The sequence below is a fragment of the Phaeovulum sp. genome (assembly GCF_047638075.1).
GTDB lineage: Bacteria > Pseudomonadota > Alphaproteobacteria > Rhodobacterales > Rhodobacteraceae > UBA6197.
On record NZ_JBLJBV010000063.1, the window covers coordinates 21,966 to 45,816 of the forward strand.

21 protein-coding genes and 1 pseudogene are annotated in these 23,851 nt (G+C 56.1%); 14 read left to right on the plus strand and 8 right to left on the minus strand.

Annotated features, from left to right (window positions below; translation table 11 throughout):
* Positions 1–510 precede the first annotated feature (510 nt).
* Entirely contained in the window at positions 511–1,320 is an 810-nt protein-coding gene (locus ACM62R_RS09520; protein ID WP_415183820.1) for an IclR family transcriptional regulator, read from the minus strand.
* A 455-nt stretch (positions 1,321–1,775) separates the two neighbouring features.
* Here ACM62R_RS09520 and ACM62R_RS09525 point away from each other — a divergent pair, with 455 nt between their 5' ends.
* From ACM62R_RS09525 to ACM62R_RS09540, 4 genes are all read left to right on the plus strand, one after another.
* The gene (locus ACM62R_RS09525) at positions 1,776–3,050 is read left to right on the plus strand and encodes a flavin-containing monooxygenase (protein ID WP_415183821.1); all 1,275 of its coding nucleotides are present in this window, start codon (positions 1,776–1,778) and stop codon (positions 3,048–3,050) included.
* A gap of 61 nt (positions 3,051–3,111) precedes the next feature.
* Positions 3,112–3,528: a RidA family protein gene (locus ACM62R_RS09530; protein WP_415183822.1), complete on the plus strand. Its 417-nt coding sequence runs from the start codon at positions 3,112–3,114 to the stop codon at positions 3,526–3,528.
* Positions 3,529–3,532: 4 nt separating this feature from the next.
* On the plus strand, positions 3,533–4,207 hold the full coding sequence (locus ACM62R_RS09535) for a DUF1028 domain-containing protein (RefSeq protein WP_415183823.1): 675 nt from the start codon (positions 3,533–3,535) through the stop codon (positions 4,205–4,207).
* 17 nt (positions 4,208–4,224) lie between these two features.
* The gene (locus ACM62R_RS09540) at positions 4,225–5,721 is read left to right on the plus strand and encodes an aldehyde dehydrogenase (protein ID WP_415183824.1); all 1,497 of its coding nucleotides are present in this window, start codon (positions 4,225–4,227) and stop codon (positions 5,719–5,721) included.
* A 63-nt stretch (positions 5,722–5,784) separates the two neighbouring features.
* Here ACM62R_RS09540 and ACM62R_RS09545 read toward each other — a convergent pair whose 3' ends face one another.
* From ACM62R_RS09545 to ACM62R_RS09570, 6 genes are all read right to left on the minus strand, one after another.
* Positions 5,785–7,380, minus strand: a complete 1,596-nt coding sequence (locus ACM62R_RS09545) for a GMC family oxidoreductase (RefSeq protein ID WP_415183825.1) — start codon at positions 7,378–7,380, stop codon at positions 5,785–5,787.
* Entirely contained in the window at positions 7,377–9,029 is a 1,653-nt protein-coding gene (locus tag ACM62R_RS09550; protein WP_415183826.1) for an amidohydrolase, read from the minus strand. Before ACM62R_RS09550 ends, ACM62R_RS09545 begins: the two co-directional genes overlap by 4 nt.
* 61 nt (positions 9,030–9,090) lie before the next feature.
* A complete protein-coding gene (locus ACM62R_RS09555; protein WP_415183827.1) occupies positions 9,091–10,107 on the minus strand; it encodes an extracellular solute-binding protein in 1,017 nt (338 codons plus the stop codon).
* 31 nt (positions 10,108–10,138) lie between these two features.
* Entirely contained in the window at positions 10,139–10,942 is an 804-nt protein-coding gene (locus ACM62R_RS09560; protein WP_415183828.1) for an ABC transporter permease, read from the minus strand.
* Positions 10,939–11,745 carry an ABC transporter permease gene (locus ACM62R_RS09565; protein ID WP_415183829.1) on the minus strand — a complete coding sequence of 269 codons (807 nt, stop codon included), beginning with the start codon at positions 11,743–11,745 and terminating at the stop codon, positions 10,939–10,941. Before ACM62R_RS09565 ends, ACM62R_RS09560 begins: the two co-directional genes overlap by 4 nt.
* Before the next feature lie 125 nt (positions 11,746–11,870).
* Complete coding sequence (locus tag ACM62R_RS09570) at positions 11,871–12,944, minus strand: ABC transporter ATP-binding protein (protein WP_415183830.1); 1,074 nt, start codon at positions 12,942–12,944, stop codon at positions 11,871–11,873.
* Between the two features lie 522 nt (positions 12,945–13,466).
* Between ACM62R_RS09570 and ACM62R_RS09575 the strand changes: the two genes are divergently transcribed.
* The 10 genes and pseudogenes from ACM62R_RS09575 to ACM62R_RS09620 all read left to right on the plus strand — a co-directional run.
* Positions 13,467–14,408 (plus strand): LysR family transcriptional regulator, encoded by a 942-nt coding sequence (locus ACM62R_RS09575; protein ID WP_415183831.1) that lies wholly within the window; start codon positions 13,467–13,469, stop codon positions 14,406–14,408.
* 87 nt (positions 14,409–14,495) lie between these two features.
* Positions 14,496–16,565 carry an FAD-dependent oxidoreductase gene (locus ACM62R_RS09580; RefSeq protein ID WP_415183840.1) on the plus strand — a complete coding sequence of 690 codons (2,070 nt, stop codon included), beginning with the start codon at positions 14,496–14,498 and terminating at the stop codon, positions 16,563–16,565.
* Between the two features lie 15 nt (positions 16,566–16,580).
* A complete protein-coding gene (gene argE, locus ACM62R_RS09585) occupies positions 16,581–17,741 on the plus strand; it encodes an acetylornithine deacetylase (RefSeq protein ID WP_415183832.1) in 1,161 nt (386 codons plus the stop codon).
* 89 nt (positions 17,742–17,830) lie between these two features.
* Positions 17,831–17,998, plus strand: a complete 168-nt coding sequence (locus ACM62R_RS09590; RefSeq protein WP_415183833.1) for a hypothetical protein — start codon at positions 17,831–17,833, stop codon at positions 17,996–17,998.
* A 116-nt stretch (positions 17,999–18,114) separates the two neighbouring features.
* Complete coding sequence (locus tag ACM62R_RS09595) at positions 18,115–18,912, plus strand: transglycosylase SLT domain-containing protein (protein WP_415183834.1); 798 nt, start codon at positions 18,115–18,117, stop codon at positions 18,910–18,912.
* Complete coding sequence (gene flhA, locus ACM62R_RS09600; RefSeq protein ID WP_415183841.1) at positions 18,912–20,996, plus strand: flagellar biosynthesis protein FlhA; 2,085 nt, start codon at positions 18,912–18,914, stop codon at positions 20,994–20,996. Before ACM62R_RS09595 ends, flhA begins: the two co-directional genes overlap by 1 nt.
* A complete protein-coding gene (locus ACM62R_RS09605; RefSeq protein WP_415183835.1) occupies positions 20,993–21,772 on the plus strand; it encodes a flagellar biosynthetic protein FliR in 780 nt (259 codons plus the stop codon). The genes flhA and ACM62R_RS09605 overlap by 4 nt, the downstream gene beginning before the upstream one ends.
* Positions 21,769–22,848, plus strand: a complete 1,080-nt coding sequence (locus ACM62R_RS09610; RefSeq protein ID WP_415183836.1) for a flagellar biosynthesis protein FlhB — start codon at positions 21,769–21,771, stop codon at positions 22,846–22,848. Before ACM62R_RS09605 ends, ACM62R_RS09610 begins: the two co-directional genes overlap by 4 nt.
* Complete coding sequence (locus ACM62R_RS09615) at positions 22,845–23,204, plus strand: hypothetical protein (RefSeq protein WP_415183837.1); 360 nt, start codon at positions 22,845–22,847, stop codon at positions 23,202–23,204. Before ACM62R_RS09610 ends, ACM62R_RS09615 begins: the two co-directional genes overlap by 4 nt.
* 89 nt (positions 23,205–23,293) lie before the next feature.
* Positions 23,294–23,566 (plus strand): annotated as a pseudogene (locus tag ACM62R_RS09620) (transposase); the annotation flags it as partial.
* A gap of 62 nt (positions 23,567–23,628) precedes the next feature.
* Here ACM62R_RS09620 and ACM62R_RS09625 read toward each other — a convergent pair.
* A partial coding sequence (locus ACM62R_RS09625; protein ID WP_415183838.1) for an integrase core domain-containing protein occupies positions 23,629–23,851 on the minus strand: 223 nt, incomplete at its 5' end.

Here is a 23,851-nt window from a genome sequence, read left to right on the forward strand (position 1 = left end):
ATTATATATCGAATACCGAGATTATATTAGGGAATCCCATGTGTCAAAGGGAATGTCATCGCACCAAAAAATAAGAATTATTCACGCACAGTATTTTGATTAAAAAGGAAAATTTATAATTCTTGCCCTCTGATTGGTTGGCAATCGCTTGACCATGCATTTCGGGATGAGCCACTGGCTCGCTACATCAGAAAGTGAATCTGACGCGCCAGAATCATAAGGATATGCGGGTTTTCCCCCGTTTATGGTGCGGCTAAACGCCAAAACAGGCGCCTGATCCGCAAACGAAGCCCGACACCATACTGCTTTGTTTGGCGTAACGGGCGCCCGCAGCGGCTGGCGATGATCGCGGAAATATGGATTGAATCTGAACAAAGAGACATGGACCGACCGCAGGGTATAAGGGCCCTGCCCTTCGGCTCGGTCTCTCCTCCTTTACTTTCGATCCGCGCAAAGCAGTGGGCTTATCGGCAATGTTTCAGCACCAGGCCGCAACCTTAATCCGTTGTCTCAGGCTAGCCGCTCTGCAATGCGCTCAGCTTGCGCCTTTAGACGTGCTTCGATCACCTCGAACGGAATCGCCTCCAACCGGGGTTTGAGGCCGCAAATACCCAATGCATACTGAACCTCTACCTGTGGAATGAAAATGGGGGTGGCAAAAGTCAGGACCCCAACATCAACCTCATTGTCACAGATGGAAAAGCGGTTCTTTCGTATTTTCTCATATTCCGCGAGGATTTCCTGGCGCGACGTTTTCGTATCTTCAGTGTATTTTTCCAGCTCACGGGCAAGCACCTTGGCAATTGTGTCGTCTGGCTGAAAGGCAAAGATTGCTTTGGCAGAGGCGGCAGCATGTGGCGGCAATTCGCGACCGGGAAAGACAATTGCCCCGCTGGAGCCCTCTGGCTGGACCATGGCTACAGTCTCTGCGGTCAACCCGATTTTTCTTGTAAAGAAGGCAACCTCGCCAAAGGTATCGGCAAGTTCCCTGAGGAAAGGGTGGACAATTTCGACTATCGTTTCGCGCGTCAACATGGCCAAACCAAGATTACGCGCCCGCGGACCAATTGAATACGCCCGGCCTGACGCCGACTTGCTGACCAGATTCAGCGCCACCAGCATCGTCACCAAACGATGGACAGACGCTGCGGGCAAAGCCATTTCCACGGCCAACTGTGCAAGTGACATCTCGCCATTATTGGCGATCAGCGTTTCAAGTACCTTGATGTAACGCCCCAAAGGCGAGTTTTCGACGTCGTTCACAATAGCAATTTCCAAATTAATATCTCGTTTTTCGAAATCCTTTAATGAAACGCGCAAAGCCGGTCAACTAAATGCACAGACCAAGACCACCTCTTGGTTGCACAAAGCCCCGCCAGCAGGTGTCTACCCCCCCCACAGCAACACACTGCATCCAAATGCACCGCCACCGCGTTGTCATAAGAAAAAAGACTGGGAGGTTTTCTTCAATCCCTCTGTGACGCCGAAAAACAGTCTGTGTACAAGCAATTATACCGCTGAGGGCCAGCCGCCAATCGTCGCGCATCGCCAGAACACATGATCACCGCCGCCTTTAACCTGACCGGCACCAAATCGCATCACGATCATCGCCCAAATTCATGCGTTTACGGCACCACCCTGCGGCATTTAGGCACAGCCTAACCATTGCTGCACGAAATCGTAGTTTTCGCACCCCTCCCCCCTACCGTAAACCGTTTCAAAAGACTGTCGCCCGATCCACGGGACCATTGGAAACCCTAGTAAAGGACGCAGAAATGTCGGTTGAAAAGATAGACACGTTAATTGTGGGGGCAGGTCAGGCCGGATTGGCGATGAGCGAACACCTGAGCAAATTGGGCATTCCTCATATCCTGTTGGAGCGTGATCGGATTGCGGAACGCTGGCGCACCGGCAGGTGGGATTCGCTGGTCGCCAATGGGCCGGCCTGGCATGACCGTTTTCCGGGGATGAAATTTTCCGATGCCCATGAAGATGACTTTGTCCCCAAGGACAAGGTTGCCGACTATTTCGTTGCCTACGCAAAACAGATTGCCGCGCCGGTCCGTAGTGGCGTCGAGGTGCGTGAAGTCAGGCGGATCGCCGGCCGTCAGGGATTTCGGGTGGAAACATCGGATGGTGTGATAGAGGCAAACAATGTGGTTGCCGCCACTGGACCGTTCCAAAAACCGGTCATCCCACCGCTTGTACCGCAAAATTCTGCAATTCTGCAGATCCATTCCAGCGCCTACCGTAACCCCGGTCAGTTACCCAAAGGCGCGGTATTGGTGGTCGGTGCGGGGTCTTCTGGCGTGCAAATCGCAGAGGAATTGCTTCGCGCAGGCAAGCAGGTCTATTTGTCTGTTGGTCCGCATGACCGACCACCGCGGGCCTATCGTGGCCGGGATTTTTGCTGGTGGCTGGGCGTTTTGGGCAAGTGGGATGCCGCGGCGCCGGCACCCGGAACGGAACATGTCACCATCTCGGTCAGCGGCGCCAATGGTGGCAAGACAATTGATTTTCGTAGCCTTGGCAGAGAGGGGATGATCCTTGTCGGTCGAACTGAAAACTGCGTCGATGGCGTGGTTACGTTTGCCGATGATCTTGTCGAAAACCTGAATCTGGGCGACGCGAATTACATATCATTGCTGAACGAAGCTGACGCCTATATCGAACGCAACGGCATGAACCTGCCACAAGAACCCGAGGCCCGCCGGGTCCAGCCTGATCCGGAATGCGTGCGCAACCCTGTCCGGGAACTGGATCTGACCAAGGCTGGTGTCAGCACGATAATCTGGGCCACAGGATTTGCCGCAGATTATAGCTGGCTCAAGGTTGATGCGTGCGACGACAAAGGCAAACCCCGCCATCACCGTGGTGTCTCGGCCGAGCCGGGTATCTATTTTCTGGGCCTGCCGTGGCAATCGCGGCGCGGATCCAGCTTTATCTGGGGCGTGTGGCATGACGCCAAACATCTGGCCGACCATATCGCCACACAAAAAAAGTATCTGGAATATCATCACGCAGCTGACCGCGAAGGCGTGGGCGCCTAGCCCACGATCTTTGCGAAAACCCGCATGACTGCCCTGAAAGCCCGATCCCACGGAGACCAAAATGGCCCATACCCGAATTCGCAAGTTCAACACCAAAGAAACCTATCCCGAACAGAACCTTGACAACGATCTATGTCAGGCGGTCGTCACTCAGGGTGGCAAGATAGTCTGGCTGCGCGGTCAGTGCCCCCAAAACCTGGACGATGCAAAAAACATCAACAGCCATGACCCTGTTGAGCAGACCCATAAGGTGATGCAAAATATCAAACAGCTGATCGAAGAAGCCGGCGGCCGCATGGAACATCTGGTCAAGGTTGTGGTCTATCTGACAGATGTGCGCCACCGCGAGGCCGTCTACCGCACGATGGGCGAATACATCAAGGGGGTGCATCCTGTCTCAACCGGGTTGGTCGTGCAGGCATTGGCACGGCCCGACTGGTTGGTGGAAATCGACGGCACCGCCGTTATTCCGGAGTGATGCGATGACTTTTTCAGTGGTTGCCCGCTGCGCCGAAACGGGGATGTTCGGTGTTGCCATCTCATCCTCATCACCGGCGGTGGCGGCGCGCTGTTCTTATGCCCGTGCGGGCGTTGGCGCGGTCGCCTCGCAGAACGTGACCGATCCGACGCTGGGCCCCTTGACGCTGGATCTGATGCAGCAGGGTAAAAGCGCCACCGATGCCATTGCCGAAGTGCAAAGGCGCGGGAAATTCATCGAATACCGGCAGGTTCTGGCGGTAGACATGAAGGGCATCACCGCAATCCATTCCGGCCCAAATTCGTTGGGCATCTGGACGCAGGCGCAGGCTGACAATGTGGCCTCGGGCGGCAACCTATTGGCGAATGACACTGTGCCACAGGCCATCGTGGACGGATTTCTAGCCGCCTCGGGTCATCTGGGCGATCGGTTGATTGCGGCAATGCGCGCCGGTCTGGCGGCGGGTGGCGAGGCCGGGCCGATCCATTCTGCCGGGATGAAACTGGTGGACAAGGTCAGTTGGCCGGTTGCGGATCTACGCTGCGACTGGACCGAGGGCTGCCCGATCGAGGCTATCGCCACCGCCTGGAACATCTACAAACCGCAGCTGGATGCTTATGTTCAGCGCGCCATCGACCCCCGGGGCGCCCCCTCTTACGGTGTCCCCGGAGACGAATGATACAAAGGAGATAAGCCATGCGTGACTATTCCCACCAAGACTGGGTATCACGGGCCGCGCAAATCCGTTTTCGTGGACAGGCGTTCATTGACGGCAAATTCGTGGATGCGGTATCGGGGAAAACCTTCGATAGCATCAACCCCGCCACGGGACAGGTTCTAACGGCAGTTGCCGAATGTGACGCGGCGGATGTCGATCTTGCCGTTGCGGCGGGGCGTCGGGCGTTCGAACATGGCGGCTGGTCGCGCATGGCGCCGGGGGATCGCAAGGCAGTAATGCTCAAACTGGCTGACCTGATCCGCGCCAATCTTGAAGAAATGGCCCTGCTGGACAGTTTGGACATGGGCAAACTGATCACCGATGCGGCAACTGTCGATGCGCCCGGGTCTGCGCATTTCTTCCAATGGTACGCCGAATGCATCGACAAGCTTTATGACGAGGTTGCACCGACCGGCCCCGGTGATCTGGCGTTGATCCGGCGCGTGCCGCTAGGCGTGATCGGCGCTGTGGTGCCGTGGAATTTCCCGCTGGATATGGCAACATGGAAAGCCGCAGCAGCGTTGGCTGCCGGCAACTCGGTTGTGCTGAAACCGGCCGAGCAGTCACCACTATCAGCGCTGCGTCTGGCCGAGCTGGCGGCCGAAGCCGGCGTTCCGGAGGGCGTCTTCAATGTCGTACCGGGATTTGGTGCAACCGCGGGCAAGGCGCTTGGTCTGCATATGGATGTGGATTGTCTTGCTTTCACCGGGTCAACCGCGACCGGCAAGATGTTCATGCAGTATTCCGGCCAGTCGAACCTGAAACAGATCTGGCCCGAAACCGGCGGCAAAAGCCCCAACATCGTCTTTGCGGATTGCGAAGATCTGGATACTGCGGCCGATATGGCTGCATTCGGCATCTTCTTCAATCAGGGCGAAGTATGTTCAGCCAATTCGCGGATCTATGTTGAACGGTCGGTCAAAGATGCGCTGGTCGAAAAACTGATTGCGCGGGCAAAGGGTATGCAGCCCGGCGATCCGTTGGATCCGGCCTCAAAGATGGGGGCGATTGTCGATGAAAAACAGACCGCAGGTATCATGCGCTTTATCGAGGCTGGCAAAACCACCGCCAATCTGGTTGCCGGCGGCCAACGGGTGCAGATCGACGGCAAGGGCTATTTCGTGCAGCCGACCATCTTTGATGACGTGACGCAGGATAATACGTTGGCGCGGGACGAGATTTTCGGCCCGGTTCTATCAGTCATCCCCTTCGATACCGAAGCGCAGGCGATCGAGATGGCAAATGATTCCATCTACGGCCTTGCCGCTTCGGTCTGGACCGACAATCTCAGCCGCGCCTGCCGGGTGGCCGACAGACTGCATGTCGGCACCGTTTCCGTGAACACCGTTGATGCGCTATCGGCCCAGACGCCGTTCGGCGGTATGAAGCAATCAGGCTTTGGGCGTGATCTGTCGATCCATTCGCTGGATAAATACACCGCGCTGAAAACGACCTGGATCAAGTACAAGGTCTGAGACCACTTTTAACGATAGCGCCGCCGCTGACAGGTCCAGCGGCGGCGTTTGTTGTGGCCCGCATCAACCCAGAATGGCCCGCGCGCATTTTTCAGCAATCATCATGGACGGCGCGTTGGTATTGCCGCCAATAAGCGTCGGCATGACCGACGCGTCAGCGACGCGCAGGTTGGTCATGCCATGAACTTTCATCGACACCGGGTCGATGACCGCCTGCGCATCGCGCCCCATCCGGGCGGTGCCGACCGGATGATAGACGGTCAGCGCCTCGGCCCGCAGATAGGCCAGGATCTGTTCATCGCTTTGCACGTCCAGGCCGGGCAAGATCTCGTGCCCTTTCAGGCGGGCCATCGGTTCGGCGGCAAAGATGCGGCGCGCCAGCTTGATCCCCTCGACAAGCACTTGCGCATCATAGGGGTTTGAGAAAAAGCGATGGTCAATCCGGGGTACGATCCGGTCGCCCTCACGCGCAACCCGGATCTCGCCCACCGATTTCGGGCGCAACACGCAAGTATGGACTGCATAGCCATGCCCCCATTCGACCAGCCGACCGCGATGGCTGCGATAGCCGGGCACAAAATGGAACTGCACGTCAGGCAGGTCCCCGGCCAACGGTGTGCGGGCAAAGCCCCCGGCAACAACGTAATTCGTGGACAATTCCCCCTTTCGGGTCGCAGCAAACCAGAACGGCGCGGGCAGCAACCGTCGCATGTTGCGCCAAGAAATGCCCAATGTGCGGCTGGAATTGCTGCGCACGGTGATCATCCCGTCTACATGGTCGCGCAGGTTCTGGCCGACACCCGGCAGATCGTGGATCACCGAGATCCCGGCATCCTTTAGCACCGCAGCCGGCCCGACCCCCGATGCCATCAAGAGCACCGGCGTACCAATCGCCCCACCGCAAAGCACAACCTCACCCCGGCATTGAACCTGTTGCAATGCGCCGTTGCGTACAATGTCGACCCCGGTGACGCGACCATCGGCACTCAACAGGCGCCGCACCTCGGCCCCGGTCCATATCTTCAGGTTCGGGCGGTGGCGCACGGGTTCCAGAAAGGCGTTATAGGACGAAAAGCGGATGCCGTTCTTTTGCGTGACATCATAGATGCCAAGACCCAGTTGGTCGGGGCCGTTGAAATCGTGGTTTTGGGGCAGGCCGATCGTTTCGCCTGCCGCGATGAAATCGTTGCAGACTGAATTTGGATCAGTGGGTCGGCTGACAATCAGTTCGCCTTTACTGCCATGATAAGCGGGGGCCTGTCCGTTGCGGTTTTGCTCAAGATCCCTGAAGATAGGCAGTACATCCAGCCAACCCCAGCCCGCACAGCCCAGATCACGCCACTCGTCGTAATCCTTAGCCGCGCCCCGGACATAGAGCATCGAGTTCATCGACGAGGATCCGCCCAGCATCCGACCGCGGTTGACGGGTATCTTGCGGTTGTTCAATTCCGCCTGTGGGGTCCCCACATAGCCATAATCAAAACGCGGCCGGCCATACATGGCCAGGATCCCGGCAGGCACTTTCACGCGCAGATCGCGTTCGCCACCACCGGTTTCAATTACCAATACCTTTTTCGCCGGATCGGCAGACAGCCGGTTGGCCAGAACACAACCAGCCGAGCCCGCGCCGATCACGATATAATCGAAGGTTTCGGTCACTGCCCCGGTCTTTCATATGTGGTCCGTCCGGCGCAGATGGTCACCGATACCTGTGCGGCGTCTGGCGATATTGCCAACCCCGCCAACGCCCCGTCGATCAGCACCAGATCGGCATCGTATCCAGGGCGTAGCGCCCCGCGCCGGTTCTCGGAAAAATCGGCATAGGCGCCACCGGTCGTGTATGCGGCAAGACATTCATCCAGCGTCAGACGTTGATCGGGCATGTCAGCGGCCCAAGGTTGACGAACCAGCGCGCAGTGAATTGCGTAGAGCGGCGATATGGGCGAAACCGGCCAGTCCGTTCCAAAAGCCAGCGGCACATCACGGTCGTGGATCATGCGCCATGGGAACGCCGTGGGCCATCTGTCGCGTCCCATGATCGTGATGGTCGGCTCCAGTGGCAAGCCAGCGGACCCCGGCGGATGGACCGGTTGCATCGAGGCGATGATGCCAAGCGGCTTCAGACGGTCCAGGTCTTCGGGGGTGATCGTGTCAATATGTTCGATACGGTGACGCGCATCCCGTGCACCGTTAGCTTTGGCTGCTGCCTCATAGCCGTCGATAGCTGCGCGCACCGCACCATCCCCAACCGCATGGGTAGTAATTTGCAGGCCACGGCGATCGGCCTCAATGCAGATTGCATTGTAAATATCAGGCGCAAAAAGAGCCTCTGCGCGATAGCCCGGCCTGTCAGGATAGTCGCTGACAGTCAGCGCGGTCCAAGTATCATAGACCCCATCCAGGAACAGCTTGATACGGCCAAAGCCAAGCCAGCCCGGCACCTCGTCACCGAAAGCCTCGATGCGCGCCACACCTTCGGGGCCATGGCTTTCGACCAGACACAGGGGCAGGCTGACCCTTACGGCCATCTCGCCTTTTTGTGCCAGATCGCGCATCAGCCCGGCCTGATGGGGGTTGCCGTCCATGTTGACGGCAGTCGTGATACCGTGGCGTGCGCAATAGTCACCTGCCAGACGGATCAGTGCGCGGTCATGGGCACGGTCTTCCTCGGATACGGGCGCCAGGCCCGGGTATTCCAACCCATCCCGCCCCTTTAACCGTGACAGCCTTTTTACACGGTTCATCGCCTCGAATTCGCGCAACTCGCCGGTAGCCAATCCATCCGCGCCCAACACCACTTCTGAACCGTGGCCAACATCCGCGCCGTGCAGGATGCCTGCCAGATCTAACGCGCGGGTATTGGCCCACGCGCAGTGCAAGTCGGTCGCAATCAGGCAAAACGGCCGGTCTGCGGTAATACGGTCCAGAATATGGCGATCCGGCCGGCAGTCGTCACCGAAGATGGTATAATTCACGGCGTAGCCAAACAGGATTTCATCGCCGGGGTTTTCGCGGATAAAGTCGTGAAAAGCGGTCCGCACATCCTCAAAGCCGAAAGTCGCGGCCAGGTTCAGCATCGACAGTGTCGCGCCGCCCATGAACAGATGAAGGTGGCTTTCAATGAACCCGGGCATCAGTTCGCACCCGGCGGCGTCGATGACATGTGTTGTCTGCGTGATATGGGCGCGGATTGCCGTATCATCCCCAATTGCAACGATAAGCCCCTCAGACACGGCAATAGCGGTGGTTCCTTCTGGCGCAAAGAGTGGGCGTGTCCGCGCGTTCAGGATGACAAGGTCGGCTGGCATGGCGTTCTCCGGCGGGAGGCGGGGGCGGGGTGCGGGGGCGACTTGCGCCCCCGGGTAGCGTTTACTGCAAAAGCTGGGTCCAGACCCGTGTTACCAGATCCTGCGCCGCGGGCGAACATGTGCGCGAAAACTCGACCGGCACATCAGGATAAAGCGCAGGGGCTATCTCTTTGGTGAAACGCTTTTTTTCCTCAATAACGGTCATTGGTGAGGCGTGCGCATAATGGTTCATCTCAATCGTGGCATTCTCGGGTTCAGAAATGAATTCGATGAACTTTATAGCGTTTTCGCGGTTTGGCGCGCCCTTCGGGATCACCAGACTGTCGATCCAGCCCACCAGCCCTTCTTTCGGCATGACGTATTTCAGCGGCACGCCTTCGGCCTGCGCCCTGACCGTTTCACCATCCCACCAAAAATGCGCCGCAACTTCACCAGATCCAAGGCGCCCTTCGATGTTATCCGAAGAATAAGCCGCAACGGCAGGTTTCTGGGCCATCAGCAGATCCAACACCTTCTTCATTTCGGCGGGATCCTCTGTGCAAAAAGGCACTCCCAGGTAAAGTTGTGCGGTTCCGATGATTTCGTCAGGATAAGATAGCATGGCGATCCTTCCGACAAGCTCGCCTTCGGGCTCCAGAAAATACTTCAGGCTATCCGTAGGCCCGTCATATTCCTTGGTATTTACCACGAAAGATGCCGTGCCATAAGAAAGGGGGATCGAGTATTCTTGCGTCTCATCCCACCACTGGTGACGCCATTTTTCCTGAATATTATTATAGGCGTTCAATTTGTCAGCGCCGTAATTCTCGATCAGGCCCTCATCAATCATGATGCGTAAAAAATGCTGCGATGGCAGCGCGACGTCATAACCAGAGGTGCCGGCCTGCAATTTGGTCAACAAATCTTCGTTTGAGGTGTAGCCGTCCACATTGACATCGACATCATATTCTTTTGAGAATTTCTGGATCAGTTCCGGCGACAGTGATTCAGACCAGAAATAAAGGTTGAGTTTGCCTTCTGCCTGTGCGGCCGAGGCCACACAAAGACCGATTGCGGTAGCCGTAAGATAGTTTTTCATGTTTTTTCTCCTGTTGGTCATTTCTTATTGATCAAAGTTGGTCGCGGCTGCCGCGTGAAGCGACGGTCAGCGCGACAGTGGCAAGCACCAGCGAAGCCAGAATCAGCAACGTGGCGATTGCGTTCAGCTCCGGCGAAGTGCCCGCCCGGATCAGCGAAAAGATGTAAACCGGCAGCGTGGTCGTGCCGCCAGAACTCAGCATGTTCGAGGTGATGAAGTCATCCATCGAGATCAGGAAAGCCAACATCGCCCCGGAAAACAGGCCCGGAAAGATCAACGGCAGCGTCACCCGGCGGAAGGTTGTCCAGCGCGAGGCGTAAAGATCGGTCGCCGCTTCTTCAAAATCCAGCGACATACCCTGTAGCCGCGCACGGATCGGCAGAAAGGCGAAGGGCGTGCAAAACGCCGAGTGGGCAATGATCAGCTTGAGGAAACCGTTTTGCAGCCCGACCAGCGAAAACAGGATAAGCGCAGCCACGGCCAAAACGATTTCGGGCAGCAGCAAGGGCAGATTCACCACCGTTTCCGACAGCTTGCGAAAGCGTACACGCTTACCCCGGATGATCGAGAGCGCTGCCAATAACGCAATCGTCGTTGCGACAACCGTCGCCACCGCAGCAACAATAAGCGATGTCTTCAACGCCGTCATCAACGCGACGTTGTTCAACGCTGAGCCATACCATTTCAGCGAAAAATGCGTCCAGATGCCGGTGATACGGTTGGCATTGAAGGAATAGGTAATCACCACGGCCAGCGGCGCGTAAAGGTAGATAAAGAACACCAGACTCAACGCTCCAAGCCCCGGATAGCGTTTGACATCGTGACGGTTTTTCATGCCTCGATCTCCCGCTTGGTGGCGCGGCGTGCCATCAAAATCAGGACGACCATCACGAAAACCAACAAGGTGATCGAGATGGCAGAACCGAAAGGCCAGTTGCGCCCACCGCCGAATTGCAACTGGATCAGCGACCCCATCATCATCTGCTTGCCGCCGCCCATCAGGATCGGCTCCAGCACGGCGCCAAGCGAGGGAACAAACACAAGAATCGCACCGGAATAGATCCCCGGCGCAGTCAGCGGAAGGATCACCCGACGCAGCGCAACCCAGCGGTTGCCATGCAGATCATGCGCCGCCTCTATCAGCGTGCCGTCAAGTTTCTCGATCGAGGCAAAAACTGGCAGAATCATCAACGGGATGTAGGTATAAACCATCGCCGCCAGGGTGGCCCCGTCGTTATACATCAGGCTCAAACCCGACGCCCCGCCAAAGAACTCCAGGAACCGCGGCAACGGGCCATCGCGGCCCAGAATAATCATCCAGGCATAGATGCGCAGGATCATCGACATCCAGAACGGTAATGTGACCAGATAAACCAGCAACGCCTTGGTGCGTGCTGGTTGACCGGCAATGTAATAGGCAACCGGCACTGCAAGCAGCAGGCAAACCAGGGTTGTGACCGTCGCAAGCAACACCGTGCGAAGGATGATGATGACATACTGCGGGGTAAATTCCAGCTCTCCGGTCCAACCCTCATTGAACAGAATCTGTTTGTAACCGGCCAGATTGAAATCCCATTCAAAGCCACCGTAGGCACCACGGGTCGCAACCGACACCAGTGCGACAATGATGATGGGCATGATCAGGGCAAAGCCCATAAGCAGCCAGGCTGGCAAGAGCCCAAGATAGGGCAGACGGCGCTGCCGGCGCCAGTGCGCCGACTGCACCGGGCTATTGACAATGGGCTTTGTGTGCACGCGGCTGGTCATGAGGCCAGGACCCGCGCCGAGCTTTCAACAAAGCCCACATGAACTGTGCTGCCGATAGAAATGCTGTCCCCCTCGCGCGAGGCGTTGCGACGTGACGCGCGGATACTGGTACCGTTGGCGGAAAGCGAATAGTGGGTGTAGCCGCCCAGATAGTGTTTGTTGACGACCTGCGCCTGAAACTCGACCCCTTGCACCTGATCGCCCAGATTCAGCTTTTCGGGGCGAATTGACAGTGTTGCCTTGCCGGGCTTGATGCTGATGGGGGCCGGAACCGTGATGATCTGGGCAAAGGGCGTGCGAACGGTTGCGATTCCATCGCGAGTCTCAAGAACCTCGATATCCAAAAAGTTCGTCTCGCCCACAAAATCCGCGACAAAGCGATTTGCGGGCTCTTCGTAAATCTCTGCAGGCGTGCCAAGCTGCTGCACTTCGCCGCCACCAAGAACAGCGATACGGTCAGACATATCCAGCGCTTCTTCCTGGTCGTGGGTGACGAAAACGAAGGTGATACCGGTATCACGTTGCAGATTGCGCAGCTCTTCGCGCATCGCTTGTCGCAGCTTGAGATCAAGCGCGGAAAGCGGCTCATCAAGCAACAGCACTTCGGGTTCGGGCGCCAACGCCCGCGCCAGCGCCACCCGTTGCCGCTGCCCGCCCGACATTTGTGCAGGCTTTCGGTTTGCAAAATCCGACATGTGAACGCGCTCCAGCATCTCGCCCGTGCGGGTGCGAATGCGGGCCTTGTCCCAGCCCAGATTTTGCAACCCGAACGCCACATTCTGTTCCACTGTCATATGCGGAAACAGCGCATAGCTTTGAAACACGGTATTGACGTGCCGCTTGTGGGCCGGGATGTCATTGACGGGCTTGCCGTTCAGGCGGATCGTGCCTCTGTCGGGATATTCAAAGCCCGCCAGCATCCGAAGCAATGTTGTCTTTCCGCACCCCGAGGGCCCAAGCATCGTGAAGAATTCGTTGTTCCGGATCTCGAAGCTGATGGATTTAAGCGCTTGATATGCACCAAAATTCTTTGATATATCAACTACTTCGACGGCATTTTTCTGATTCAACTGGCTATCCTCATGCTGGCTCGATTTTGGCTGCAATGGATCAAAACGGCAGCATTGGTATTGCTATGGGGCGCATCCGACAAAGCGTTTTCTTTGCCACGCGCCCATGCGGTAACGTCTTTTCACTGCGTCCTTTCGTCATATTGAAGCTTGAAATAACGGGGTTGGTAAATGAGCACTTCTAAAAGCGTTGATTAGGCCCAGCCTAAAGCCACAAAGGGAGGCCAAATTTGCCTGCCTTGGTGGGCGCTTTTGCAACCGATCAAAAAATCCAAGCATCCTTGATGCCAATCCCTTTTTATGCGTTTCATACGAATGGAAAGGTGAGGTTGATTTAACTGGACCGGAATCAGGCGCTTGGCGGGTTGCGCCAGCCCGCCCTACGCCGACCCCGCCAACGGTGTTCCAATGGCAATTTGATCGGTATGTGCGTTGCTCGCTTGATTGCGCCATGGCTTTCGTTCAGTATCTGCGCATAGCCGGCGCAGATATGCTGCGATCATGGGCATATCAGGATCTTCAATGCCGCTTCGCTATACTCTGCGTCAGTTGGAATATTTCGTTGCCGTTGGCGAAACGGGTAGTATCGCTGCAGCGTCGCAACAGGTGAATGTTTCATCGCCTTCAATTTCGGCCGGTATTTCACAGCTTGAAGATGAGTTGGGTGTGCAATTATTTGTGCGTCACCATGCGCAGGGGCTGACGCCTACGTTACCGGGGCGAAAGTTGCTGGATCACGCGCAGATAGTGCTTCGTCAGGCCGCGGCCTTGCGGGATATGGCGGGCGATCTTTCGGGGTCGATCCGGGGTCCGTTGGTGGTTGGGTGTTTAAGCACATTCGCCCAAATCGTCTTGCCCGGCCTGCGTCGCAATTTCATCCAACAATATAGCGAAGTTCGTATTTCACAGGTCGAGGCTGATCAGACAGAGCTTTTCAACCTTCTGCGTCAGGGCAAGATCGACATTGCGTTGACCTATGATCTGGACCTGCCCAGTGATCTGCGATTTTTTCCCATTCTGGAATTACCGCCGTTGGTCGCGCTGGGCGAGATGCACGCACTGGCGCACCTTCCGGCGGTATCCATTGATCAACTTGCCCCGTATCCGATGGTTTTGCTGGATCTGCCGCTAAGCACAGAGTATTTTCTGTCTTTCTTTTCAAAGGCTGGATTGCGCGCAACCATTTCCGAGCGCACACGGGACACCGCAATCATGCGCAGTCTGGTCGCCAACGGTTTTGGCTATTCAATTGTGAATATTCGCCCGACGAACGATCTTGCGCCCGATGGCAAACCACTACGCTTTGTGCCGTTGACCGGAAATCTGCGCCCGATGAAATTGGGCTTGTTGATGGGGTCAGCCACTGACCGCACACAGTTGCACAAAACATTTATGGCCCATACGCAAAGCTGGATCAAAACGCAGGCCAGTCGCCTGCTGGGCGTAACGCCACCCAGAGATTAGGCTTTGCCAAAGCGACGGTTTCGCAAGCCCGACTTTCCTCTTGCCTGTGGCGCCTTATGCTTACGCGATACTGGGATGGAGGCTGCATTGCGCGACGCTCGTTACGATATTCTCTTCGAACCGATGAAAATCGGGCCTGTGACAGCAAAGAACCGTTTTTATCAGGTGCCGCACTGCAATGGTGGTGGCTATCGCGACCCGTCGGCGGCCGCTGAAATGCGCGGTGTCAAGGCAGAAGGCGGCTGGGGTGTCATCTTCACCGAACAGTGCGAAATGCACCATACATCGGAAATCACGCCATTCATCGAATTGCGGCTTTGGGAAGACAAGGACATTCCCCAGTTGCGCCGTATGTCCGAAAAAATGAAGACGCATGGGGCATTGGCCGGGATTCAGTTGGCCTATTCGGGTATCAATGGCCCCAATCTTTATACCAAAGAAGTACCGCGCGCGCCCTCGGCCCTGCCGATCCGCACCTTTACCAACGATCCGGTGCAGGCGCGGGCCCTATCAAAAGACGAAATTCGCGACCTGCGCCGATGGTTCGTCAATGCGGCCAAACGGTCAAAGATCGCCGGGTTTGACCTGATATGCCTCTATGGCGCACATGGTTTTGGCATATTCCAGCACTTCCTCTCACGCGCAACCAACCAGCGCACCGATGAATATGGTGGCAGCCTTGAAAACCGCGCCCGTTTTGTAAACGAGGTGATTGCCGATATGCGCGATGCGGTGGGCGACACAATGGGCATCACCCTGCGCGTCAGCCTGGACGAAACCATTGGTGAATTGGGTTTTTCCAATGCAGAGGTGCGCGAGTTTGTCGATATGAACCGCGACCTGCCCGACCTGTGGGACATGGCGCACGGATCATGGGAGGATTGTTCCGGCCCGTCGCGCTTTAAGGAAGAGGGTGCGCAACAGGAACTGGTGCGCGGGATCCGCGAATTGACTGGCAAGCCCGTCGTCGGTGTCGGGCGTTTCACGTCACCCGATGTTATGGTCAAGATGATCAAGTCCGGCACATTGGATTTCATAGGATGCGCGCGCCCGTCCATCGCTGATCCGTTCTTGCCAAAAAAGGTAGAAGAAGGCCGGATCGACGACATCCGCGAATGTATCGGCTGCAATATCTGCATTACCGGCGATATGACCATGTCGATCAGTCGCTGCACCCAAAACCCGACCTTCATGGAGGAATGGCGCAAAGGTTGGCATCCGGAAAACATGAACCCCAAGGGCGCCAGCGATAACGTGCTGGTTGTTGGCTCTGGCCCCGCCGGGCTAGAGGCCGCCTGGGCGTTATGCCGGCGCGGCTACGACGTGGCCATTGCCGAGGCACGCAAGGAAATTGGCGGTCGCGTCGCGCGTGAAAGCAAGCTGCCAGGGCTTAGCGCCTGGGGCCGGGTCAAGGATTACCGCGAATACCAGCTACAGCGTCGCCCGGATGTGGAAATCTATCTGGATAGCCAGCTATCGGCCGATGACATCATGGAATTCGGTTTCCAGAATATAGCAATTGCCACCGGCGCAACATGGCGTCGTGACGGGGTTTCACGCCAGCATGTCGTTCCGATGAAGATCGCGGAAGGGGCAAGCATCTACACCCCCGATGACCTGATGGACGGCACGCTTCCGGGCGGTAAAGTAGTGATCTTTGATGACGATCACTACTATATGGGGGGTGTGCTGGCAGAATTACTGGTCAAACAGGGGGCCGATGTCACGCTGATTACGCCGTCGGCCTATGTCTCTGACTGGACCAACAACACACTGGAACAATCAACGATTCATGCGCGTCTGGATGCGCTTGGGGTAAAAATCGTACTTAACCGCGGCGTGACCGAGATTGCGGCGGATCATATCATCAGTAACTGCGTCTACACCGGCAAGACGTGCGAATATCCGGCGGACGCCGTTGTGATAGTGGCGTCGCGCAGGGGCAATGACGACCTTTACCATGAACTACTGGCGCGGCAGGACGATTGGGCCGATGCCGGTATCCGCTCGGTCAAGCTGTTTGGCGATGCCGAGGCTGCCGGACCGATCGCCTGGGCCACCTACGCCGGTCACCGCTACGCCCGCGAACTGGATAGTGAGCCGCTAAGCGATGCGCTACCGTTCCGGCGCGAGATCACCGAACTGGCGCCGGAATGATTGGCGCCAACTGAGATGATCGCACCATATCCTGCCACGCTTGATCTGTTGGAACGGCTGATTGCCTTTCCAACAGTCAGTGCCGACAGCAATCTTGATCTGATCGCCTTCGCAGAACGGCATCTGGCCGCAGCCGGGTTTCAGACCCATCGCCTAGCCGATCCATCGGGCAAAAAGGCCGGGTTGATGGCCCGGCTTGGGGGCGAGGGGCCGGGCGGGGTCATGCTGTCGGCCCATAGCGATGTGGTGCCGGTCGAAGGTCAAAACTGGACCCGCCCGCCTTTCAATATGACGCGCGAGGGCAGCCGACTATGTGGGCGGGGCACGACAGATATGAAAGGCTTTCTTGCCTCGATCTTGTCGCTTGCCGCGCGTGCAGCGCAAACCCCGCCAGAACGCCCGTTGATGCTGGCGATTTCCTATGATGAGGAAATCGGCTGTGTCGGCATCCGGCAGATGTTGCCCGGGATTCTGGCACTTGGCTGGCAGCCCGAACTTTGCATCGTGGGCGAACCCACCCAGATGCACCCTGCAACGGGCCATAAGGGCAAGGCGGCGTTTGTGGCCATGTGTCGCGGCACGGCCGGTCATTCCTCGCTTGCACCGCGTTTTGTCAACGCGCTGCATCTGGCCGGCGACTTCATCGTGGCACTGCGCCGACTGCAAGATGAATATGCCGCCTCAGCCATAAGGGATGGCGGATATGATCTGCCTTATTCAACGGTTCACATCGGCAAGATGCAGGGCGGAACCGCGCTGAATATCGTTCCAGACCACGCTCGGATCGAGTTTGAGCTGCGCCACCTGCCAGGCGATACTCTTGAGGTTTTCCTGTCGCGCCTGCACGAGGTAGCCGAGCAAATTGCAAAGCCCTTCCGCGCCCAGGACCCTGCCGCAGGACTCGAGATTGCGCTAACCAACACCTATCCCGGTCTTGAGATCGCCACGGATCATCCCGCCGTCCGACGCGTCGCGCAATGGTGCGGTACCGACCAGACCATCAAGGTCGCCTATGGCACCGAGGCCGGATTTTTCGCCACGGCAGGCATCCCCACAGTTGTATGCGGGCCGGGATCAATGGAGGCGCAGGGGCACAAGGCAGATGAATATCTTGACATAAGCCAGCTGGGCGCTTGCGATCAGATGATGGACAAGATCTTCGCCTACCTCACATAGCCGCGCGACCCAAGGTATTACTCTATGCATCCGCCCACCAGCATTTCCGTTGGTGAGGAAGAGGTCCAGTCATAAGTGGCGCGCGAAGCATGGCTACATACCCTTTCGGTTTTTTGGCCGCAAAACAGGTCGAGGCGAATACCGCGATGATCGACGCCACCTGCCTAAACGCAATGCAAAAGCCCACCAGAAACGGGATGCTGCCACCTGTTGACCATGAAATCAAGCAAAGGAAATCAACCATGGCAGGCGTCTAGGGGGGCTGGGGGCACCTCGATTCCTTGCTACCCATTTGGGGAAATACGCTTACCAAATCTAAACTTTCACCCGATAGCGTTGGCACAGCAAGAATTGCGCTGTTCGGGAAAATCCCATGAAAAGGCTACTGGCCAACATAATTCGCGGCACCATCTTGGCACTGTTTTCGGTGCTCAGTCTGGTGGCGCAAGCGCAAGGCGCACAAGATTTCTCGGTCATATGCGATGGGGTAGCTGTTGAAGCATCGCGCCAGACCGGCGTTCCGCTTTCGGTTCTAAAGGGAATCTCGTTGAATGAAACGGGTCGCAAGCTGACCAACGCGTTTCGTCCGTGGCCATGGACCGTAAACATGGAGGGGAAAGGACACTGGTTTGACAGCCAGGATGACGCACGCGCTTACGTTTTCAAAGAATTCAAGCGCGGGGCCCGCAGTTTTGATGTTGGATGTTTTCAGATCAACTACAAGTGGCATGGCCACGCATTCGACTCGATTGATGCGATGTTCGACCCTCTGGAAAATGCCCTCTACGCCGCAAAGTTCCTGAAAGAATTATATGCAGAAACAGGCGATTGGCGCAAGGCAGCAGGGGCCTTCCATTCCCGAACACCGGAGCTAGCTGCAAAGTATGCCGCCAGATTCGATGGCTTCCGTGCCAAGTTTATTGCCGAAGACGGATTGCCCCAGCGTGGGGGGGCCGCCTACCTCACCGAACAACCAGGCCAAAGAGCCCCTGAAATCCCCGAGATTCCGGATATTGTTCTAGCGGCTTATGGCACGGCGCCCGTGCCCCGGATCAACCAATACCCATTCCTGCAAACTGGTAACGGCAAAGGGCTTTCATCGCTGGTTCCGTTGAGTCGGGGTCGTGGTGCAAACTTGCTTACCGGCGCACACAAAACGGGCGTTGAATGATGCCGGTACTTACAATGCAAACAATATTTCGACCTACAATTCTGCTGGCACTGGCACTGATGGCCGTGATCGCGATGATGATCCTTCCAATGCCATCCTGGGTTTTGGACATCGGTTTGGCGACGTCGTTCGCCCTCGCGATCCTGATATTCACGGTCACACTTTTTATTGAACGCCCGTTGGATTTTTCTGCATTCCCAACGATCCTTTTGGCATCGTTGATGTTACGCCTTTCGCTGAACGTCTCATCAACAAAGTTGATAATCGGTCAAGGCCATACCGGCACCAACGCCGCCGGCGATGTGATTGAGGGATTTGCCAATTTCATCATGGGGGGATCAGTTCTGATCGGCCTCGTGGTGTTTGGCGTAATTCTGATCGTAAACTTCATCGTGATCACCAAAGGCGCCGGGCGAATGGCAGAAGTCGGTGCCCGTTTTGCACTGGATGCCATGCCCGGCAAACAGTTGGCGATCGACAGCGACATGAACGCCGGTGCGATCAATCATACCGAGGCGCGGGCAAGACGCGAACGAGAGCAGGCGGAAACCACTTTCTTTGGCTCTCTGGATGGGGCGTCAAAGTTTGTAAAGGGCGATGCTGTAGCAGGCCTGCTGATCACGCTATTGAATCTTGTCATGGGGCTGATCATTGGCACTACCGTACACCACATGCCCATTGGCCGTGCGCTTGAAACTTATTCGATCCTTACAATTGGGGACGGGCTTGTCAGCCAAATTCCCGCTGTAATCATTTCCATAGCGTCAGCACTGCTTTTGTCGCGCGGGGGTGCACATGGATCTGCTGACCTGGAGTTATTTCGCCAATTGGGAAAATACCCTCCTGCATTGGCGACTGTTGCGGTCTTGATGGCGTTGTTCGCCTTGGTTCCGGGGCTGCCATTTTTGCCATTTATTGCGGGTGCGTTGATCCTTGGGGGGGGCGCGTGGCTCTTAAGTAATGCAGAACAAAAGCGTTTGCGCCGCGAGGCGATGAAAATGCCTGCGCAGCCCGAACCCACCCGCCGAAAACCGTTGGGTGATATTCTTGATATCGACGACATCCATGTGGAATTCGCGCCCGATCTTGTGGCAATGGCGCTAGATCCAGCAACCGGGCTGGAAGCACGAATAGCAAATATGCGCAACCATGTCGCCGCCAGTTATGGGTTAATTCTGCCCGAGATAAGGCTAACCGACGATGCCAGCCTGGAAAACGGTGCATACCGCATTCGTATTCAAGGTGTTGAACAAGCCCGCGATCAGCTTTTTCCAGATCGCGTTCTTGCCCTGATTGCCGATAACCGAGAGCTTCTTCCAAGTGGCGAAGATGTGCGAGAGCCGGTGTATGGCGCCCCGGCCCGTTGGGTCAGCACCGCAATGCAGGAAGAAGCGGTATTGACGGGATCGACCGTAGTTGGGCCGACAGAAGTTCTTGCGACGCATTTGTTGGAGGTCATCAAGCGTAACTTCAGCCGATTGATGACCTTGCGCTCTCTGCGGCGGCTTCTTGAAGAAGTTACGAATGTTTCTGATCCGATCCGGGGTGAAGCCAATAAGAAATTGTTGGATGAACTCGTTCCTGAGAAGGTTCCAGTCGACCTGTTGTTGGCTGTATTACGTCTGCTACTGGATGAACGGGTATCGATCCGCAACCTCATGTTGATACTTGAGGCGATCTCCGAGGTGCGCGGGCTTCAAAATCCAGAAGCGATCTGCGAACATGTCCGCCAGCGATTGGGCTTCCAGATTGTTGCAGAAATACGGCGAGAAGATGGGACGATCCCGCTTCTGCAACTCTCACCAGAATGGGAGGAATTATTCACAACATTTCAAATTGGCAACGAGAAAGGGGGGGACATCGCGTTACCTCCTGATAAATTCAATCGCCTTGCCAATAATATTGCTGATCGTATTGCCCGGGCTGGTGAAGCGGGCATATTCCCGGCACTTGTTACATCAGCGCGCCGAAGGCGCTTTCTGCGCACTGTGCTTGGCGCTAAAAACATATCGGCCATCGTGCTCAGCTTTGAAGAAATCGGGATCGAGTCTCGCCCTTCCATGGTGGGAATGGTTTCGGCATGAACGAGCACCTTACTGACGCCCTCAATTATACGAACCGCGCCTTTTTCGAAGGGTTCATCGTATTTTTGCGCGTTGGCGGCGCCATGGCATTATTACCGGATTTTGGTGAACAATCGCTCCCCGTTCGGGTACGTTTAGCGTTAACTATCGCATTTACCATGGTGGTAGCGCCCATCGTTTCACAAGATCTAACGCAAATTTCTTCTGACGACACGGTATTAGCCCCTTATCTCGCTACGGAACCTACAATCGGGTTGGCCCTTGGTATGGTTCTACGGCTATTCGTTATTGCCCTTCAAATCGCGGGCGCAATTATTGCGCAGGCAATATCGCTGGCACAGCTTTTTGGCGGGTCTGCCGGTGAGCCGCAGCCAGCCGTGGGACATCTTCTTGTCATGGGCGGCCTCGCACTCGCAGTAATGACGGGTTTGCACGTCGACATTGCGCGCGCATTGGTAGAAACCTATCAGGTATTCACTCCTGGCAGCATGCCAGCCGCAGCCGACATCAGGATGTGGGGCCTAAGTGGGGTGGTACATTGTTTCTCACTTGCCTTTTCGCTTGCTGCCCCATTTGTTATCGGAGGGTTGATTTACAATGTGGCGCTTGGAGCCATCAATCGCGCCATGCCGCAATTGATGGTTGCCTTTGTCGGCGCACCAGCCTTGACCGCTGGTGGCCTAGTGCTGCTGGCAATCGCAATCCCCACAGCACTACTTATCTGGTATGGGGCTTTGAATGATTTTCTTATCAATCCCTTTCAGGCAGCTCCATGAGCGATGACACTGAAAAGGAACACGAGCCTACTCAACAAAAGTTGGATGAGGCCCGAAAGCGCGGCGAATTGGTCCGGTCGGCCGAGATCTCCGTGGCAGCATCCTACGGTGGCTTTTTGATTGCTGTAATTGGTTTTGGAACAGTTGGCTTAACCGCCTTTGGAACGCGTCTGATGGTCCTTCTGGATCAATCGGATCGGCTCTCGGACCTATTTCTCTCGGGGGGGAGCGGGCCAATTTTCGGAATGCTTTCCGGGGTCTTGGCGACAGTTTCATTTATCTTCATTTTGCCGCCCGTTATTGTGCTTGCATTCCTAGGCGCCCAACGCGCCATTGTGTTTGCCCCTGAGAAATTAATGCCAAAAATGAGCCGCATCAATCCAATGTCAAACGCGGTCCAGAAGTTTGGGCGCGGTGGGTTATTTGAGTTTTTCAAGAATTTTGTAAAACTGGTAATCATTTCCACTATTCTTGGAAACTTTATTCTTGGCAGAACAGATCAGATACTGATGACCCAGTATCTGACGCCTGAAATGGCAACCGCCACACTCTTAAGGCTGACCGTCGAGTTTGTCTCAATCGTGTTTATTGTTGCCGTGGCCATTAGCGCCATTGATTACCTGTGGCAACGCGCAGAGCATATGAGGCGAAACCGAATGTCGCGCCAAGAGATCATTGATGAGATGAAACAGTCTGATGGTGATCCGCATATGAAAGCCCAGCGGCGCCAACGAGGAGTCGAGATTGCTACAAACCGTATGTTGGCTGATGTACCCCAGGCAGACGTAGTGATAGTGAACCCAACGCATTATGCGGTAGCGCTGAAATGGGAGCGCGGCAGCGGGCGCGCCCCCAAGTGCCTGGCGAAGGGTGTGGATGAAATTGCCGCCCGCATCCGTGAGGCCGCAAATGTCGCCGGCGTACCAATTCACTCTGACCCGCCCACCGCTCGCGCGCTCTTTGCCACTATAGAAGTGGGGCAAGAGATCCAACCTGAACATTACCGGGTCGTTGCTGCCGCAATTCGATTTTCTGAAAGAATGCGCCGCCATGCCCGCGAAAGGGGGGGGAGATGAAACGTTCTGCGAAGCTTCATGATCTTATCAAGTTGGCGGAACTCAAGAAAGCCATGGCGCTTGATCAACTAAGTAACATCCAAAAGCGCCAAAGATACATATATGAACAACTAAAATGCAACGATGAGAAGCGCGAAGAGCTTTGTTCTTTTGTTATATCCCACCCAACCGACACCGTTCGCGCGCAGAAATACGGCGAATGGCTAGCAACTGTAAGGCACGACCTGGAAACGAATTTGGCAATACTGAGACCAGAATATGAGCAGTCTTATGCCGCTTCAAACCAGGCATTTGGACGCACACAATCATTAAAAGAATTATACGCAACCGTCATTGAAAAGGAAGGGATCAAATAGGATAATATCTATTGGGCACCTCGAAAAATTGCCCTGCCCGGGCGGCTGTGGCATGAAGCAGGGGAAGTTCGACGGCTTGGAGTGTGAAGATGGCGCAGATTGGTTTCTTTGATCTTTCAGACCGCTACGCGAGCCTGGACACCAAGAGGGACCCGCTGGTCGGGATTGACGCCATCGTGCTGTGGGAGGAGTTTCGTTCGACGCTGGAACGGGTCTGGCGCAAGCCGGAAGCAGGGCACAAATCCGGCGCCGGGGGTAAGCCTTGGGACGTGATCGTGATGTTCAAGACGCTGGTTCTGAGTGCTCTTTACAATCTGTCGGACGACCAGATTGAGTATCAGGTACGCGACCGGCTGTCGTTTTGAAGTGGCCCCGCTTTCCTGAACAGGTTTGTGGCTCAGCTAAGACACATCGGGGTTAGGTTTCATGCTGCTTGGTTGATCTGTGCTGGGTCCAAGTATGCGCCGTCTGGGGTCCGTTTAGCAAGCGCGGTGTGCGGCCGCTCGGCGTTGTAGAATTCGAGCCATTCGTCGATGACGCGTTTGGCTTGGAACCCGTCCTGCAACTCGTGCAAATAGACAGCCTCCTGCTTAAGCGTAAGCCTCCGGCGGCGGCGGTCTGATTTCGGGATCGATCCGATGGTAAAT

What these genes read in the sequence shown, in the direction of transcription:
- ACM62R_RS09525 (WP_415183821.1), top strand. Translation starts at nt 1,776, where the DNA reads ATGTCGGTTGAAAAGATAGACACGTTAATTGTGGGGGCAGGTCAGGCC.
- ACM62R_RS09530 (WP_415183822.1), top strand. Translation starts at nt 3,112, where the DNA reads ATGGCCCATACCCGAATTCGCAAGTTCAACACCAAAGAAACCTATCCC.
- ACM62R_RS09535 (WP_415183823.1), top strand. Translation starts at nt 3,533, where the DNA reads ATGACTTTTTCAGTGGTTGCCCGCTGCGCCGAAACGGGGATGTTCGGT.
- ACM62R_RS09540 (WP_415183824.1), top strand. Translation starts at nt 4,225, where the DNA reads ATGCGTGACTATTCCCACCAAGACTGGGTATCACGGGCCGCGCAAATC.
- ACM62R_RS09550 (WP_415183826.1), bottom strand. Translation starts at nt 9,029, where the DNA reads ATGCCAGCCGACCTTGTCATCCTGAACGCGCGGACACGCCCACTCTTT.
- ACM62R_RS09555 (WP_415183827.1), bottom strand. Translation starts at nt 10,107, where the DNA reads ATGAAAAACTATCTTACGGCTACCGCAATCGGTCTTTGTGTGGCCTCG.
- ACM62R_RS09560 (WP_415183828.1), bottom strand. Translation starts at nt 10,942, where the DNA reads ATGAAAAACCGTCACGATGTCAAACGCTATCCGGGGCTTGGAGCGTTG.
- ACM62R_RS09565 (WP_415183829.1), bottom strand. Translation starts at nt 11,745, where the DNA reads ATGCCCATCATCATTGTCGCACTGGTGTCGGTTGCGACCCGTGGTGCC.
- ACM62R_RS09575 (WP_415183831.1), top strand. Translation starts at nt 13,467, where the DNA reads ATGCCGCTTCGCTATACTCTGCGTCAGTTGGAATATTTCGTTGCCGTT.
- argE (WP_415183832.1), top strand. Translation starts at nt 16,581, where the DNA reads ATGATCGCACCATATCCTGCCACGCTTGATCTGTTGGAACGGCTGATT.
- ACM62R_RS09590 (WP_415183833.1), top strand. Translation starts at nt 17,831, where the DNA reads ATGGCTACATACCCTTTCGGTTTTTTGGCCGCAAAACAGGTCGAGGCG.
- ACM62R_RS09595 (WP_415183834.1), top strand. Translation starts at nt 18,115, where the DNA reads ATGAAAAGGCTACTGGCCAACATAATTCGCGGCACCATCTTGGCACTG.
- flhA (WP_415183841.1), top strand. Translation starts at nt 18,912, where the DNA reads ATGCCGGTACTTACAATGCAAACAATATTTCGACCTACAATTCTGCTG.
- ACM62R_RS09605 (WP_415183835.1), top strand. Translation starts at nt 20,993, where the DNA reads ATGAACGAGCACCTTACTGACGCCCTCAATTATACGAACCGCGCCTTT.
- ACM62R_RS09610 (WP_415183836.1), top strand. Translation starts at nt 21,769, where the DNA reads ATGAGCGATGACACTGAAAAGGAACACGAGCCTACTCAACAAAAGTTG.
- ACM62R_RS09615 (WP_415183837.1), top strand. Translation starts at nt 22,845, where the DNA reads ATGAAACGTTCTGCGAAGCTTCATGATCTTATCAAGTTGGCGGAACTC.